This window comes from Aeromonas sp. R5-1 (assembly GCF_040908265.1).
Classification (GTDB): Bacteria; Pseudomonadota; Gammaproteobacteria; order Enterobacterales; family Aeromonadaceae; genus Aeromonas; species Aeromonas caviae.
Genome location: NZ_JBFODJ010000042.1, coordinates 1 through 13,440, shown reverse-complemented (window position 1 = coordinate 13,440; position 13,440 = coordinate 1). Strand labels below are relative to the sequence as shown.

Genomic DNA, 13,440 nt, shown 5'->3' with positions numbered 1-13,440 from the left:
CTGGATCAGTGAAACTGGGCCAGATGGGTGAAGACCTGGGGCAGGGAGTGCTCCAGCTCAGCCAGCAGTCTGCCGGCCTCTTGCTCATCTTCCCGGCGACAGGCGGACTCCAGATCCATCACCTGCTGATAGCTGGGTTTGGCGCCATAGCTGCCACAGGACGATTTCATGCTGTGGGCAAGACGCGCCAGGGCTGACCAGTCCCGCTGCTCAAAAAGCGGTCTTAATTGGGCCAACTGCTCGCCTACCTCTTCGACAAACACCGAGATGACGACCGGCATCATCTCGTGACCGATATCATCTGCCAGTTGTCGCAGCACTTTCTGATCCAGCCACTCCATCTTCTCTTCCCTATGATGGTATTCAAACAGACCACAATATAGCGGACCCACAGCCCCGCTGTCACCCGTCCTTCGGGCATGCCCGTATCGCTCCGGGTGCTCTTGGGACACCAGAATGTGAGCAGCTTCAAGTTATCGGTATGTCAGTCAGAATGGAGAGAGATAAAGGTTGTCACAAAATTAACATTAAAGTAACAATGCAACCCATGAGAATGATGCGGCTCAGCAACACCTCTCTCATCCCTTTTTGCCTGTATGGCTGCTGCGAAGAACCAGGGTAGACATCTACCCTGGTATTTTTTTATTTCTGGTTCAACAAGTTGGCTGCATTGCCATATTCCAGCTCACCCAGCCTGAACAGGCAGAACTCCCCGGGCACCATCTTCACCCAATTCTCGTTGCCGGTGAGCGGCCGGGTGGCGATCAGGGTCACCACATCGTTCGGCGTGGTTTCACTCTGAAAGTCGATGGCCACATCCTCATCCAGCAGACGGGCTTCGCCAAAGGGAGCCCTGCGCGTCAACCAGTAAAGATTGTTGCTGCAATAGGTCATCACGAACTCTCCGTCCGACAGCAGCATGTTGAACACCCCGAGCCCGCGCAGCTCGTCGCACAGGGTCGCGAGGTAGCGGAACATGGCGGGGAAATTTGCCGGCCGTTTGGGGTACTTGTGCTCCAGCCTGTCGAGCAGCCAGCAGAAGGCGTGCTCGCTGTCGGTGTCGCCGACCGGGCGGTGCCGCCCCGTGGACAGCCTCTTGTAACCGGTCAACTGGCCATTGTGGGCAAAGGTCCAGTAACGGCCCCACAGTTCGCGGGTAAAGGGGTGGGTGTTTTCCAGGGAGACACACCCCCGGTTCGCCTGCCGGATATGGCTGACCACGGCACGGCTCTTGATGGGCAGTGCCTGGACCAGCTTGGCGATGGGAGACTGGGCACTGGGTTCGGGATCCTTGAAGGTGCGAAAACCCCGCCCCTCATAGAAGGTGATCCCCCAGCCATCCTTGTGGGGACCGGTCTTGCCGCCCCGCAGCATCAGCCCGGTAAAGCTGAAGCAGATGTCGGTCGGCACATTGGCACTCATTCCGAGCAGTTCGCACATATACCATCCACTCCCTGAATGTCTTGACTCTGGTTTCGTCAATCAACCGTCACGGCTGGACGAGAGGGCCTGTATGGTCACCCATCCCCCCCTCTCAATCCCGGATCGTTGATTACTTGGCCATCTCTTTTTCAACCAGCTGGATCAGGATGTGGATCACCTTGATGTGCACTTCCTGGATGCGGTCGGCATAACCGAAGTGCGGCACACGGATCTCCACATCGGCCAGACCAGCCATCTTGCCGCCGTCCTTGCCGGTCAGGGCAATCACCTTCATCCCTTTGGCACGGGCCGCCTCGATGGCTTTGAGGATGTTGCCGGAGTTGCCGCTGGTGGAGATGCCGAGCAGCACGTCACCACGGCGGCCGACGGCCTCCACATAGCGGGAGAAGACATAGTCATAGCCAAAGTCGTTGGAGACGCAGGAGAGGTGGCTGGGATCGGAGATGGCGATGCCGGCATAGCCTGGGCGGTTCTCGCGATAACGACCGGTCAGCTCCTCGGCAAAGTGCATGGCATCGCAGTGGGAGCCGCCGTTGCCGCAGGAGAGTACCTTTCCTTCCTGCTTGAAGGAGTCGGCGAGCAGCCTGGCCGCCGCCTCGATGTTTTTCAGATTTTGCTCATCTGCCAGGAACGCCTGAAGCACGCTGGCAGCCTCGGTCAACTCGTTGCGGATCAGTTCTTGGTACATGGTTCTTGAAATCTCGTCGTCCAACATAGGGTGGCGGCATTGTCGCACAAGCCAGTCCAATCGTCGCCCCCCGCCCGCCAAGATGGGGCGGGCAGCGCGTTATGGCGATCACAGAGCCAAGGTAACAGGCTTGTAAACAGCTTGATAAGTTTGTGCGTATGAATTACAACAGGGGCCATATCCAACAGGTCAGACCTCTGGATCAGTTAACGCCAATTTCCCAACCTCGGCAATTCATGCAAGGAGCAAACAATGACGACGACCCTCACTCTGCTCGGGGTGATCCTGGTGATCGGCGCCATGGCCTATCGCCGTGCGTCCCTGTTCACCGCCACGCTTGCCACGGCCGCCGCCCTGGTCGCCGGCACCTTCTATGGCCATGTGCCCCTGTTGGTGTGGGCGCTGTTCGCGGTGATAGCCCTGCCCCTCAATCTGGTGGAGTTTCGCCGCAACCAGCTGACCAAGCCGCTGTTCAAGATCTACAAGTCCATCATGCCGGAGATGTCCCGAACCGAGAAGGAAGCCATCGAAGCGGGGACGACCTGGTGGGAAGCGGATCTGTTTGCCGGCAACCCGGACTGGAAGAAGCTGCACGCCATTCCGGTCAGCACGCTGTCTGCCGAAGAGCAGGCCTTCATGGACGGTCCGGTTGAAGAAGTGTGCCGCATGGTCAACGACTGGGAAGTGACCCACGAGCGTGCCGATCTCTCTCCCGAGGTGTGGCAATACCTGAAGGACAACAAGTTCTTCGCCATGATCATCAAGAAGAAATATGGCGGGCTGGAGTTCTCCGCCTATGCCCAGTCCTGCGTGCTGCAAAAGCTGTGCGGCGCCAGCGCCGTGCTCGCCTCCACCGTCGGCGTTCCCAACTCCTTAGGGCCGGGTGAATTGCTGCAACACTACGGTACTGACGAGCAGAAGGATTACTACCTGCCCCGTCTGGCTGTCGGCAAGGAGATCCCCTGTTTCGCCCTGACCAGTCCGGAAGCGGGTTCTGATGCGGGCTCGATTCCCGACTTCGGCATCGTCTGCAAAGGCGAGTGGGAAGGGGAAGAGGTGCTCGGCATGCGCCTGACCTGGAACAAGCGCTACATTACCCTGGCTCCCATCGCCACCGTACTCGGCCTCGCCTTCAAGCTGCGTGACCCTGACCACCTGCTGGGTGAGGAAGAAGAGCTCGGCATCACCTGCGCCCTCATTCCGACCCACATCAAGGGAGTCGATATCGGTCGTCGCCACTTCCCGCTCAACGTGCCGTTCCAGAACGGCCCGACCCGCGGCCAAGACGTGTTTGTACCGCTCGACTTCATCATCGGCGGTCCGGCTATGGCCGGTCAGGGCTGGCGCATGCTGGTGGAGTGTCTCTCCGTCGGCCGCGGCATCACCCTGCCCTCCAACAGCACGGGCGGCGTCAAGATGCTGGCCCTGGCCACCGGTGCCTACAGCCGCATCCGTCGCCAGTTCAAGCTGCCGATTGGCAAGATGGAAGGGATTGAAGAGCCGCTGGCACGCCTGGGTGGCAACGCCTACATCATGGGCGCCGCCGCCAAACTGACGGTCACCGGCATCGATCTCGGTGAAAAACCCTCGGTCATCTCCGCCATCGTCAAGTACCACCTCACCGACCGCGCCCAGAAGTGCATCATCGATGCCATGGACATCCATGGCGGCAAGGCCATCTGTATGGGGCCGAGCAACTATCTGGCCCGTGGCTATCAGGGGGCGCCCATCGCCGTGACCGTCGAGGGAGCCAATATCCTGACCCGCAGCATGATCATTTATGGTCAGGGAGCCATCCGTTGCCACCCCTATGTGTTGCCGGAGATGCTGGCCGCCAGCCACCCCGACAAAGAACAGGCGCTGAAAGATTTCGACAAGGCGATGTTCAGCCATGTGGGCTTTGCCATCAGCAACCTGGTGCGCAGCTTCTGGCTGGGGCTGACCGGTGCCCGCTTCGCCGCCGCGCCCTACAAGGATCAGACCAAGGGCTACTATCAGCAGCTCTCTCGCCTCTCCGCCAACCTTGCCTTCCTGTCAGACATGGCGATGGGCACCCTGGGTGGCGAGCTCAAGCGCAAAGAGCGGGTGTCTGCCCGCCTTGGCGATGTGCTGAGCCAGCTCTATCTGGCCTCCAGCGCCCTCAAGCGCTATCAGGATGAAGGACGCCAGCAGGCCGACCTGCCGCTGCTGCACTGGGCACTGCAAGACGCCCTGTTCAAGGCTCAGGAAGCGATCGACGAGTTGCTGCGCAACTTCCCGAATCGCTGGATTGGTCTGGCCCTGCGCGCCATCGTGCTACCCCTTGGTCGCGACCTGAAGCGTCCCTCCGACAAGCTCGACAGCCAGGTAGCCCGCCTGCTCCAGGTGCCAAGTGCCACTCGCAGCCGTCTGGCCGAGGGCCAATATCTGACGCGCGAGGAGGGCAACCCCTTCGGGCTGCTGGAACAGGCGCTGGACGATGTGCTGACCGCAGAGCCGCTGTTTGACAAGGTGTGCAAAGCCGAAGGGAGCAAACGCCCCTTCACCCAGCTCGACAAGGTGGCAGAGGCGGGCCTGAGCCTCGGTGTCATCAACCAGGCCGAAGCGGACCTGCTGCGGCGCGCCGAGGAGAGTCGCCTTCGCACCATCAACGTCGATGACTTCGATCCCGTCGACCTAGTGGCCAACAAGGCACTGTTTGAAGCCTCCGCCTATCACAGGGCAGCTTGATGCCTCTGATGCCAGAACGCCTCCCTTGTGGAGGCGTTTTTCATGAAAGGGCGGGTGGATGGCATCCGATACGAAGAAAGAGAAACCGACTGGATCATATTTTGGATATCAATCCGTTTCCTATATTGAATGAAGCGGTTAAGGTAAGCACAGGATCACACACAGGATTGCATAATGGATGATCAAATCCTGATTATTGATGATGAAGATCTTCCCCAATCAGCACCGCGTCCCGCCGGCTGGAAGGTGATGATAGTGGACGATGAACCCGAAGTGCATCGCATCACCAAAATCACCCTGAACAAGTTTGAATTCGACGGCAAGCCGATCGATTTTCTGCACGCCTACTCTGCGGCTGAAGCCAAAGCCTTGCTCGCCCTCACCCCGGATGTCGCCCTGCTGCTGCTCGACGTCGTCATGGAGGTCGATCATGCCGGTCTCGAGGTGGTCAAGTTCGTGCGCGACGAGCTGCAAAACAAGATGGTGCGCATCGTGCTGCGAACCGGTCAGCCTGGCCAGGCCCCGGAAGATGACGTGGTGACCAACTACGACATCAACGACTACAAGGACAAGACCGAACTTACCTCCCAGAAACTGCGCACCCTGTTGCGCGCCAGCCTGCGTTCTTACCGGGACATCCGAACCCTTGAGAGCAATCGACAGGGGCTGGAGAAGGTCATCGAGGCGTCCAAGGGGATCTTCGAGCAGCGTGCCCTGCGCCAGTTCGTCGAAGGAGCCCAGACCCAGCTCAGCGCCCTGCTCAATCTGGAAGAGTCCCAGATTTACGATGTGAAGCACCTGGCGTATGAGGTGCGGGATCAGGTGCTCGAGCCTCTGCTCAGCGATGGTCCCATGCTGCGCCTCGTCGATGCGCCGGAAATCCTGCGCTGTGCCATGGCCAAGGGAGCCAATGTCTACGATGGCAACCAGATGGTGCTCTATTGCCAGAATGCCCGTCATCACCTGCTGTTCCACATCGAGACCACTCGCCCGCTCAGCCAGATGGATACCGGGCTGCTGAGCCTGTTCACCGAAAACATCATAGTGGCGCTGGAGAATATCCGGCTCAACGAGGTGATCGGTGACAACCAGCGAGAGATCATCTATCGCATCGGCGAGCTGGTGGAGAGTCGCTCGAAGGAGTCCGGCTTGCACGTCAAGCGGGTGGCCCTCTACACCGAACTGTTCTGCAAGCTGCTCGGCATGAATGAGGACAGGTGCGAGCTCATCAAGCGGGCCTCTCCCCTGCACGACATCGGCAAGGTGGGGATCCCGGACGCCATCTTGCACAAACCGGGCAAACTCACTCCCGAGGAGTGGGAGATCATGAAAACCCACGCCCAGCTTGGGCAGGACATGCTCTCCGGCAGTGACCTGGCCCTGTTCCAGATAGGCGCCACCATCGCGGGCAACCATCACGAGAAGTGGAATGGCAGCGGCTATCCCCGCGGATTGAAGGGAGAGGACATTCCGCTTGAAGGACGCATCGTCGCCCTGGCGGATGTGTTCGATGCCCTGGGCTCGGATCGTTGCTACAAGCAGGCCTGGCCGCTGGATCAGGTGCTGGCGCTGATCAAGGAGGAGAAAGGAGAGCACTTCGACCCCCTCCTGGTGGACCTGATGCTGGCCAATCTGGAGAAGTTCCTCGATATTCGCGAGCAGTACAAAGACATCTATATCGGCGCTCACTGATATCGGGTTCACCCCATCCACTTGCCACCATGAAGAAGCCGCCCATTGGGCGGCTTCTTTGCAATGTGCGCGGAATTATTGCTCCGGCAGATTGAGATCCAGTTTGGGGGTTGCTGGCGTCTCTTCAAGTTGCGCCTTCTGCGCCGCCATCGCCTTGTGCAGGGTGCGGCGCTTTTGCAGCAGAATGAAACCACCGGCCCCCAGCAAGAGCAGCAACACGCCACCTCCCCCCAGCGCCCAGGGCAGCCAGACCGGACTCTCCCGCTCCTCGAACCGGTCGGGGGTGGCGGCGGATGCGGGCATGGCCGCAGAGGGTGCGGGAGGGGGGGGAGGCGGTGCTATGGTGAACGACTTGGCCGGCAATTGCAGTTGCACCTCGCGACCGAGCCGGGTTGTTCCAAAGAGGGTGGCCTCCACCTTGTACTGCCCTGCCGCCTTGAGGGCGGAGAGATCCACGCCAAAACGCGGCGCTGTCGCCACCTCGTTGAACGTCATGCTACTGCCGCTGCCGTCGATGGCCTTGCCCTGGATGACCACGGAGGCGGGATCCAGTTCATCCACATCGATGACCAGAGAGAGCTTGGCTCCCCCCTCCCCGGAGGGGGGATTCAGGGAATAGCTGACCGGCCAGGGGTAGAGCAGCACCTGCTGTGACTGGGCTCGTGAGAAGACCTCATTGCCGGTGCTGAAGAGGGCTCGGTATTTTCCCGCAGGGACGTCCAGTACCGCCTCGGCGGTCAAGATACCGTCCCCCGGCACTTCGTCCACCCCCTTGCCATCATCCATGTAGCGTCCCAGGGTCTCCTCGAACACGGGATCGCCGCTCTGGCTGGCATCGTTGAACTGCTGCAGCTTGACGGTCATGCCCAGATCGGTGAGGTAGTAACCCGCCCCAGGCGCCGCGCCATCGATCAGCAGACGGGATTGCAGTTTGACACGCTCACCCTGATAGAGGCGGGCCGGCAGCGGCTCGCTCTCGACCTGGATGTCGGTGAGCAGGCGCACCCGATTGTCGGGGTCCACCTCCCCGATCGCCTGCCAGGGGCCGGGCATGGGGTCGCGGATGGTGATGAGATCCTGATCCTTGAGGGGCAACCAGCCCACGTCGGGCGGCTTGACCTTGCCCACATAGAGCTTGCTGCCATCGGGTCGCACCAGGATCACCGAGGGCGTCCCCGGCTTGCGCTTGATGATGAAGGTGATCTCCTTCACGCCGTAATCGATGCGAAAGCGGTTGTCGAGCAGAGGAATGTCGGAAGGCGCAAACACCTCGTTGGCCGCGGCCGGGAGGGAGGCCAGCAGCAGCAGCCCCCAAAGCGATCTCATTGCCGCCACAGGCAGGCACCTCCTTTTTTCTGTACCAGATCCAGCCTCGCTTCATGAACGGCCGCCACCTCGTCGCTCGCGCGAACCACCCTGAGCGGCGGGCGATTGCTCTCCAGACGACGAATGCCGGTATCCTGGCTGGTCTCGCTCTCGCTGGTTTCACTCGCCAGATTGAGTTTGGTCTGGCCACCCGTCATCAGGAGGTAGACGTCCGCCAGGATCTCCGCATCGAGCAAGGCGCCGTGCAGGGTACGGTGAGAGTTGTCGATGCCGTAGCGATCGCACAACACGTCCAGGTTATTGCGCTTGCCCGGGAAGAGATCCCGCGCCATCGCCAGGGTATCCGTGATGCCGCAGATATCCGCCGTCTTGAAGTTCAGACCGAGCTTGCTGAACTCATAGTCCATGAAGCTCACGTCAAAGGGGGCGTTGTGGGCGATGAGCTCGGCGCCGCGAATGAACTCGATGAAATCGTCCGCTATCTGGCTAAAAGAGGGCTTGTCCGCCAGGAAGGCATCCGTGATGCCGTGCACGGCGATGGCCTCGGGGTCCACCAGCCGATCCGGCTTGATGTAGACGTGGAAATGGTTGCCGGTGAGTTTGCGGTTGATCACCTCCACACAGCCGATCTCGATGATGCGGTGCCCAAGATAGACAGGGCCGCCCGCGGTGTTCATGCCGGTGGTTTCGGTATCCAGAATGATCTGGCGATTCAGTTGGGGTGTGCTCATGATCAAATCCATGTCAAACTTCGGTTTTACTCGCTAGTTTACCCCAAGCCTCTCGCTAAAACAGATTGATTGCTCATGTTGAAACAGATTGATTTATTCACGGATGGCTCCTGCTTAGGCAACCCGGGCCCCGGCGGCTATGGTGCCGTCATGGTCTATGGCAAGCATCGCAAGGAGATCTCCGCCGGTTTTCGATTGACCACCAATAACCGGATGGAACTGATGGCTGCCATCATGGGGCTGCGGACCCTGAACGAACCCTGCCAGGTGCGGCTCACCACCGACAGCCAGTATGTGCGCCAGGGGATCACCCAATGGATCATCGGCTGGAAGAAGAAGGGCTGGATGACCGCCAACCGTCAGCCGGTCAAGAACGTCGATCTCTGGCAGGCCCTTGATGCGGAAGTGGCCCGTCACCAGATCGAATGGTTCTGGGTGAAAGGACACTCGGGCCACCCGGAAAACGAACGCTGTGACGAGCTGGCCCGTGAGGCCGCCAACGGCAAGCAGCTTGCCGAAGACAGCGGCTACCAACCCTGATGCCCGCTAGCCGCCCTGGCGCGCCATTCCTGGCGCGGCCATCGACTCCGGCAGCCGCCAGCGGCGACGCACCGGTGTCACGGGGAAACGCCGCTTGCGGGCGGCAATCACGTAAACAGACGCCAGGGAGCGGCAATAGTCCCGCCCCAGACTCTCCCGCCACCAGCCGATCTTGCTCTGCCTGCCCATGAAGGAGAAACCGAACCGCTCGTCGAACATCACCTCGCAGCCGAGCAATTGCAGCCAGTCGGTCACCCGTGCGGGCGTGAACATGCGGGCAGACCAGGGCAGATGCCGCCGCATGAAGGGCAGATAGTGACCCAGCCCCACCAGGCTGAGCGGGTTGTAACCGCTGACAATGAGCCAGCCATCGTCGGTCAGCACCCGTTCTGCCTCCCGCAGCACCTGATGAGGATCCGGCGAGAAATCGAGGCAGTGAGCCAGCAGGCAGGCATCCACGCTCCCCGATCGCACCGGCAAGGCGAGCGGATCCCCCTGGATGTCCAGCAGCCGTCCGCCGGAGGCGACACCGATTTGATGGCGAATGGTGGAACAACCGCAGGAGAGTTCGGCGCTCAGGGCACCTATCTTGAGCAAGTGATAGCCAAAGAGGTGGGGGCACCAGTTGTCGAGGCGCTCCTGAAGCTCGGCGGCCACCCAGTCCCCCATGGGCAGTGCGGACCAACTGGTCGGAAGCGCGATCTGTTGTTCGGTACGTGCCAGTTGCATAATGGGACCAACTCGGGGGCGAATGCCATCCAGTTATATAAGATCCCTTCCTTAAAGAGAACACAAGAGCCTCGACCCATGTACACCGTCATCACAGTTCCCGCCTTCAGCGACAACTACATCTGGTTGATCCGTCACGAAAATCACTGCCTGGTCGTCGATCCAGGCGAGGCCGATCCCGTGCTGGAACGGCTGGCTGCGCTGGATCTGGTGCTGGATGCCATCCTCCTGACCCATCACCACCGCGATCACGTCGGGGGCGTATCCGAGCTGCTACAACACTTCCCCCACGCTCGCCTCTATGGTCCCAAGCATGACCCCATGCCGGACCATCACGGCCAGTGGCTCGACGACGGGGATCAGATCAACTGGCATGGCCTGAGTCTGGATGTCCTCCATGTGCCCGGTCATACCCTGGGGCATATCGCCTATTACGGCCAGGGCATGCTGTTTTGTGGCGATACCCTCTTCAGCGCCGGTTGCGGCCGTCTGTTCGAAGGGACCCCGGCACAGATGCACACTTCCCTGCAACGGCTCGCGGCACTGCCCGATGAGACCCTCCTTTATTGTGCCCATGAATACACGCTCTCCAACCTGCGTTTCGCCCATGCGGTCGAGCCCGACAACCTGGCGATCCAGCGGCAGATCGGCGTGATCAGCAAACTGCGTCAGCAGGGCCTCCCGAGTCTCCCCTCCCGGCTGGGAGATGAGCGGAATTTCAATGTTTTTCTGCGCTGCGAGCAGGACTCGGTAAAATTTTCTGCTGAGAAATACGCCCTTAAATGCTTGGAAAATCCAGAGGATACCTTCGCTGTTCTGCGGGCCTGGAAGGACGTTTTTTGAACAAACCTTGATCAGGGGGGCATTGCCCCTTATGATGCGAGCTGTTTTTCCACAGATGACCTGAGCGAGATGAAGCTACGAACGGCCTTATTGGCAGCGCTGTTTCTCAGCGGCTGTCAAAACCTGAGCCATCAGGATGACCGGGCGGTAACGGCAATCGAGCCGATCAAATCCCCCCAAGTCAGCAAGAAAACGTACAAAAAACACTCTTCGCGGATGCTGTTCGGCGACGAACAGATAGAAGAGCTGGATGACACTGATAACCTGTGGGTGCGTATCAGCGATGATATGCAGCTGGACTCGCACGATAATGCCCGGGTTCGCCAACAGCGTGATTGGTTGTTGCGCAATGATAAGCATATGGCGACCATTGCCAGCCGGGCTGAGCCCTACCTGTATCTGATGGTAGAGGAAATCGAACGGCGTGAGCTGCCAATGGAGCTTATTACCATCCCCATGATCGAGAGCATGTTCGATCCCAATGCCCGCTCCCGCAGCAATGCGGTCGGTCTTTGGCAGTTCGTTCCTGCAACCGGCAAGAATTTCGGCCTGCGCCACGACAACTGGTACGACGGTCGACGCGATGTCCTGGCATCCACCAATGCCGCACTGGATTACCTGGAGTACCTGAACCGGTTCTTCGACGGTGACTGGCTGCAGACCCTGGCCGCTTACAATGCCGGTGAAGGTCGGGTGCGCAACGCCATCACCCGCAACGAACGGGCTGGTCGTCCGACCGACTACTGGTCGCTGGACCTGCCCCGCGAAACCCGGATGTATGTGCCCAAGATCCTGGCCATGGCCGACATGATCCGCAATGCGGACAAATACAATGTCACCCTGCCGGTGCTGGCCAACAAGCCGCAATTGCGAACCATCAATACCGGTGGCCAGATTGATTTGAACGTGGCCGCCCAGCTGGCTGGTGTTTCCGCCTCCCAGCTCAAGGCGCTCAATCCTGCGCTCAAGCGTGGCATGACCTCGCCGCAGGGCCCTTACAACCTGCTGGTCCCCGTCGAGTACGCCGACACCCTGGAGCTGGCCCTGGCCGATCTGCCCCAGCGTGAACGTACCCGTGGCGTGCGCTCCTATCAGGTCACCAGTGGTGATACGCTGTCACGGATCGCCCAGAATCACGGGGTGACCGTGCAACAGCTCAAGCTGGCCAATAACATGCGTGGCAACAACCTGCGCCGTGGCCAGAGCCTGATCATCCCCAATGGCGGGCGCGCAACCCAGGTTGCCCAGAGCAAGCCGCAGCAGCTCGCCAGCCGCAGTGGTGGCAAGGTGAACTATCAGGTGCGCTCCGGTGACAACCTGTGGAGCATCAGCCAGGCACACGGGGTCACCCACGCCGACCTGGCCAAGTGGAACGGCCTGAACGCCAAGTCGGCCCTCAAGCCTGGCATGAAGCTGGTGGTCTGGCCCAAGCAGGGCAAGAGCAGCAACAAGTCCATGGTCTATCAGGTGCGCCGCGGTGATTCCCTCTCCTCCATCGCAGCCCGCTTCCAGGTCGCCGTCAACGATGTGATGCGCTGGAACCAGCTCGGCAAGAGTGACTATCTCAAGCCGGGTCAGGAGTTGACCCTGTTCGTGAAGAACAACAGCTGATCGCTCGTCGCAATCCAAAAAATACCCCGCTTGATGCGGGGTATTTTTTTGTCTGCATGAACCAGCGGCGACTCCGCTCTCCCCTGAGGGATGATACCAATCGGATTAAACATTAGGTCAGTTTTATCCAATCTCGGCTACAAAGTGACATCACCCGCTCCACATCGGCAATAAAGTGCTTCCAGGCCGATGTGCAGGCATCAAGGATGTCGTCGTAATCCTTGAAGCTGCGATTAGCCAACACATGCTGACGAAGCCAGCTCCATACCTGTTCAATGGGATTGAGTTCGGGAGAATAGGGAGGGAGCTTGATCAGGCTGAGATTGGGGAAGTCATCCGCACATTCCATGGTATGCCATCCGGCGCCGTCCATGATCACCACCGCATGACGACCCGGCTTTGTTCGTGCTGCAATCAGTGCCAAGTGCTGCTTCATCACCTCCCGGTTTACCAGAGGACTGAGCAAGGCTTCCGTTGTCCCGGTTGCAGGGCAGACGGCACCGAAGAGATAGACGTACTCGAATTGTTGTTGCTGAATAGCTCGGGGGCGACTGCCACGCCTGGCCCACAGTCGGGTAGTCGTATTTTGTTGACCAAACCGGGCTTCGTCCTGAAACCAGACATCGACATTGGCAAGCGCAACATGACCCGGGATGTTAAGGATCGTTTCCAGCTGGAAGTTTTTTAAAAGCTTCCTGCACCTGCCCATCCTGCTTCGGATGTCGTGAGCGACTGGTTATCCAGGAAAACCCCAGCTCTCTGAGGAGGCGGTAGACATTGGAGAGTTCATAGGCCACACCAAACTCTCGTTCGATATACGTTTGAATATCAGTACCTTGCAGTCGTCCCCCGATGGCCAGCCGGCTTTGTTGGTCGATATATTCGCTAAGCTGGGATAGCTGTTCGGCGCCGAGCTTGGCGGGTCGGCCTGGTGGACGGACACTATCCAGCCCCGCCACGCCGTGTAGCAAGAAGTTGCTCACCCATTTGTTGACACTTGTGCGGCTGACTTTGAGAAAGCGGGCAATGTCAGTTCTGGAATGACCTTCTTGAAAGTGTGCTAACGCCAGGAATCGCATGCGTTTCCTGGCGTTGGTTTCTGCCTTGGCGAGGGCCAAGAAATCGATT

Annotated in this window: 13 protein-coding genes; 5 read left to right on the top strand and 8 right to left on the bottom strand. The window is 59.6% G+C overall.

Going from position 1 to position 13,440, the window contains the following annotated elements; genetic code table 11:
* Nucleotides 1–5 precede the first annotated feature (5 nt).
* From AB5Y64_RS05310 to lpcA, 3 genes are all read right to left on the bottom strand, one after another.
* Nucleotides 6–341: an Hpt domain-containing protein gene (locus AB5Y64_RS05310; RefSeq protein ID WP_010674144.1), complete on the bottom strand. Its 336-nt coding sequence runs from the start codon at nt 339–341 to the stop codon at nt 6–8.
* A 301-nt stretch (nt 342–642) separates the two neighbouring features.
* The gene (locus AB5Y64_RS05305) at nt 643–1,440 is read right to left on the bottom strand and encodes a class II glutamine amidotransferase (protein WP_124814057.1); all 798 of its coding nucleotides are present in this window, start codon (nt 1,438–1,440) and stop codon (nt 643–645) included.
* Between the two features lie 112 nt (nt 1,441–1,552).
* Complete coding sequence (gene lpcA / locus AB5Y64_RS05300) at nt 1,553–2,131, bottom strand: D-sedoheptulose 7-phosphate isomerase (protein ID WP_010674142.1); 579 nt, start codon at nt 2,129–2,131, stop codon at nt 1,553–1,555.
* A gap of 252 nt (nt 2,132–2,383) precedes the next feature.
* Here lpcA and fadE point away from each other — a divergent pair, with 252 nt between their 5' ends.
* Together fadE and AB5Y64_RS05290 are read left to right on the top strand one after the other, a co-directional pair.
* Complete coding sequence (fadE, locus tag AB5Y64_RS05295; protein ID WP_041212728.1) at nt 2,384–4,840, top strand: acyl-CoA dehydrogenase FadE; 2,457 nt, start codon at nt 2,384–2,386, stop codon at nt 4,838–4,840.
* A gap of 174 nt (nt 4,841–5,014) precedes the next feature.
* Entirely contained in the window at nt 5,015–6,532 is a 1,518-nt protein-coding gene (locus tag AB5Y64_RS05290; RefSeq protein ID WP_039038835.1) for an HD domain-containing phosphohydrolase, read from the top strand.
* 75 nt (nt 6,533–6,607) lie between these two features.
* Here AB5Y64_RS05290 and AB5Y64_RS05285 read toward each other — a convergent pair whose 3' ends face one another.
* Both AB5Y64_RS05285 and dnaQ read right to left on the bottom strand, forming a co-directional pair.
* Nucleotides 6,608–7,858 carry a TIGR03503 family protein gene (locus AB5Y64_RS05285; protein WP_171864876.1) on the bottom strand — a complete coding sequence of 417 codons (1,251 nt, stop codon included), beginning with the start codon at nt 7,856–7,858 and terminating at the stop codon, nt 6,608–6,610.
* Nucleotides 7,855–8,589, bottom strand: a complete 735-nt coding sequence (gene dnaQ / locus AB5Y64_RS05280) for a DNA polymerase III subunit epsilon (protein WP_041212726.1) — start codon at nt 8,587–8,589, stop codon at nt 7,855–7,857. The genes AB5Y64_RS05285 and dnaQ overlap by 4 nt, the downstream gene beginning before the upstream one ends.
* Before the next feature lie 75 nt (nt 8,590–8,664).
* On the opposite strand from dnaQ, the gene rnhA reads away from it, so the two are divergent.
* The gene (gene rnhA / locus AB5Y64_RS05275; protein WP_171864875.1) at nt 8,665–9,129 is read left to right on the top strand and encodes a ribonuclease HI; all 465 of its coding nucleotides are present in this window, start codon (nt 8,665–8,667) and stop codon (nt 9,127–9,129) included.
* Between the two features lie 6 nt (nt 9,130–9,135).
* Here rnhA and AB5Y64_RS05270 read toward each other — a convergent pair whose 3' ends face one another.
* Nucleotides 9,136–9,858, bottom strand: a complete 723-nt coding sequence (locus AB5Y64_RS05270; protein WP_161469592.1) for a class I SAM-dependent methyltransferase — start codon at nt 9,856–9,858, stop codon at nt 9,136–9,138.
* A 78-nt stretch (nt 9,859–9,936) separates the two neighbouring features.
* On the opposite strand from AB5Y64_RS05270, the gene gloB reads away from it, so the two are divergent.
* The gene (gene gloB, locus AB5Y64_RS05265; RefSeq protein ID WP_109112289.1) at nt 9,937–10,701 is read left to right on the top strand and encodes a hydroxyacylglutathione hydrolase; all 765 of its coding nucleotides are present in this window, start codon (nt 9,937–9,939) and stop codon (nt 10,699–10,701) included.
* An 87-nt stretch (nt 10,702–10,788) separates the two neighbouring features.
* Here the strand turns inward: gloB and AB5Y64_RS05260 are convergent, their stop codons facing one another.
* Complete coding sequence (locus AB5Y64_RS05260) at nt 10,789–11,061, bottom strand: hypothetical protein (protein WP_010674135.1); 273 nt, start codon at nt 11,059–11,061, stop codon at nt 10,789–10,791.
* Between AB5Y64_RS05260 and AB5Y64_RS05255 the strand changes: the two genes are divergently transcribed.
* The gene (locus AB5Y64_RS05255) at nt 10,990–12,312 is read left to right on the top strand and encodes a LysM peptidoglycan-binding domain-containing protein (protein ID WP_223302529.1); all 1,323 of its coding nucleotides are present in this window, start codon (nt 10,990–10,992) and stop codon (nt 12,310–12,312) included. The two genes, AB5Y64_RS05260 and AB5Y64_RS05255, sit on opposite strands and share 72 nt — an antisense overlap.
* Nucleotides 12,313–12,424: 112 nt before the next feature.
* On the opposite strand, the gene AB5Y64_RS05250 is transcribed toward AB5Y64_RS05255, so the two are convergent.
* A protein-coding gene (locus tag AB5Y64_RS05250; RefSeq protein ID WP_279988401.1) for an IS630 family transposase occupies nt 12,425–13,439 on the bottom strand; the annotation gives its coding sequence in 2 pieces (ribosomal slippage) (nt 12,425–12,991 and nt 12,993–13,439; 1,014 coding nt in all).
* Between the last annotated feature and the right edge of the window lies 1 nt (nt 13,440).

Bases quoted from the DNA above. Each gene is read 5' to 3' on its own strand.
- AB5Y64_RS05310 (WP_010674144.1), bottom strand. From the start codon at position 341: ATGGAGTGGCTGGATCAGAAAGTGCTGCGACAACTGGCAGATGATATC.
- AB5Y64_RS05305 (WP_124814057.1), bottom strand. From the start codon at position 1,440: ATGTGCGAACTGCTCGGAATGAGTGCCAATGTGCCGACCGACATCTGC.
- lpcA (WP_010674142.1), bottom strand. From the start codon at position 2,131: ATGTACCAAGAACTGATCCGCAACGAGTTGACCGAGGCTGCCAGCGTG.
- fadE (WP_041212728.1), top strand. From the start codon at position 2,384: ATGACGACGACCCTCACTCTGCTCGGGGTGATCCTGGTGATCGGCGCC.
- AB5Y64_RS05290 (WP_039038835.1), top strand. From the start codon at position 5,015: ATGGATGATCAAATCCTGATTATTGATGATGAAGATCTTCCCCAATCA.
- AB5Y64_RS05285 (WP_171864876.1), bottom strand. From the start codon at position 7,858: ATGAGATCGCTTTGGGGGCTGCTGCTGCTGGCCTCCCTCCCGGCCGCG.
- dnaQ (WP_041212726.1), bottom strand. From the start codon at position 8,589: ATGAGCACACCCCAACTGAATCGCCAGATCATTCTGGATACCGAAACC.
- rnhA (WP_171864875.1), top strand. From the start codon at position 8,665: ATGTTGAAACAGATTGATTTATTCACGGATGGCTCCTGCTTAGGCAAC.
- AB5Y64_RS05270 (WP_161469592.1), bottom strand. From the start codon at position 9,858: ATGCAACTGGCACGTACCGAACAACAGATCGCGCTTCCGACCAGTTGG.
- gloB (WP_109112289.1), top strand. From the start codon at position 9,937: ATGTACACCGTCATCACAGTTCCCGCCTTCAGCGACAACTACATCTGG.
- AB5Y64_RS05255 (WP_223302529.1), top strand. From the start codon at position 10,990: ATGCAGCTGGACTCGCACGATAATGCCCGGGTTCGCCAACAGCGTGAT.
- AB5Y64_RS05260 (WP_010674135.1), bottom strand. From the start codon at position 11,061: ATGCTTATCATTGCGCAACAACCAATCACGCTGTTGGCGAACCCGGGC.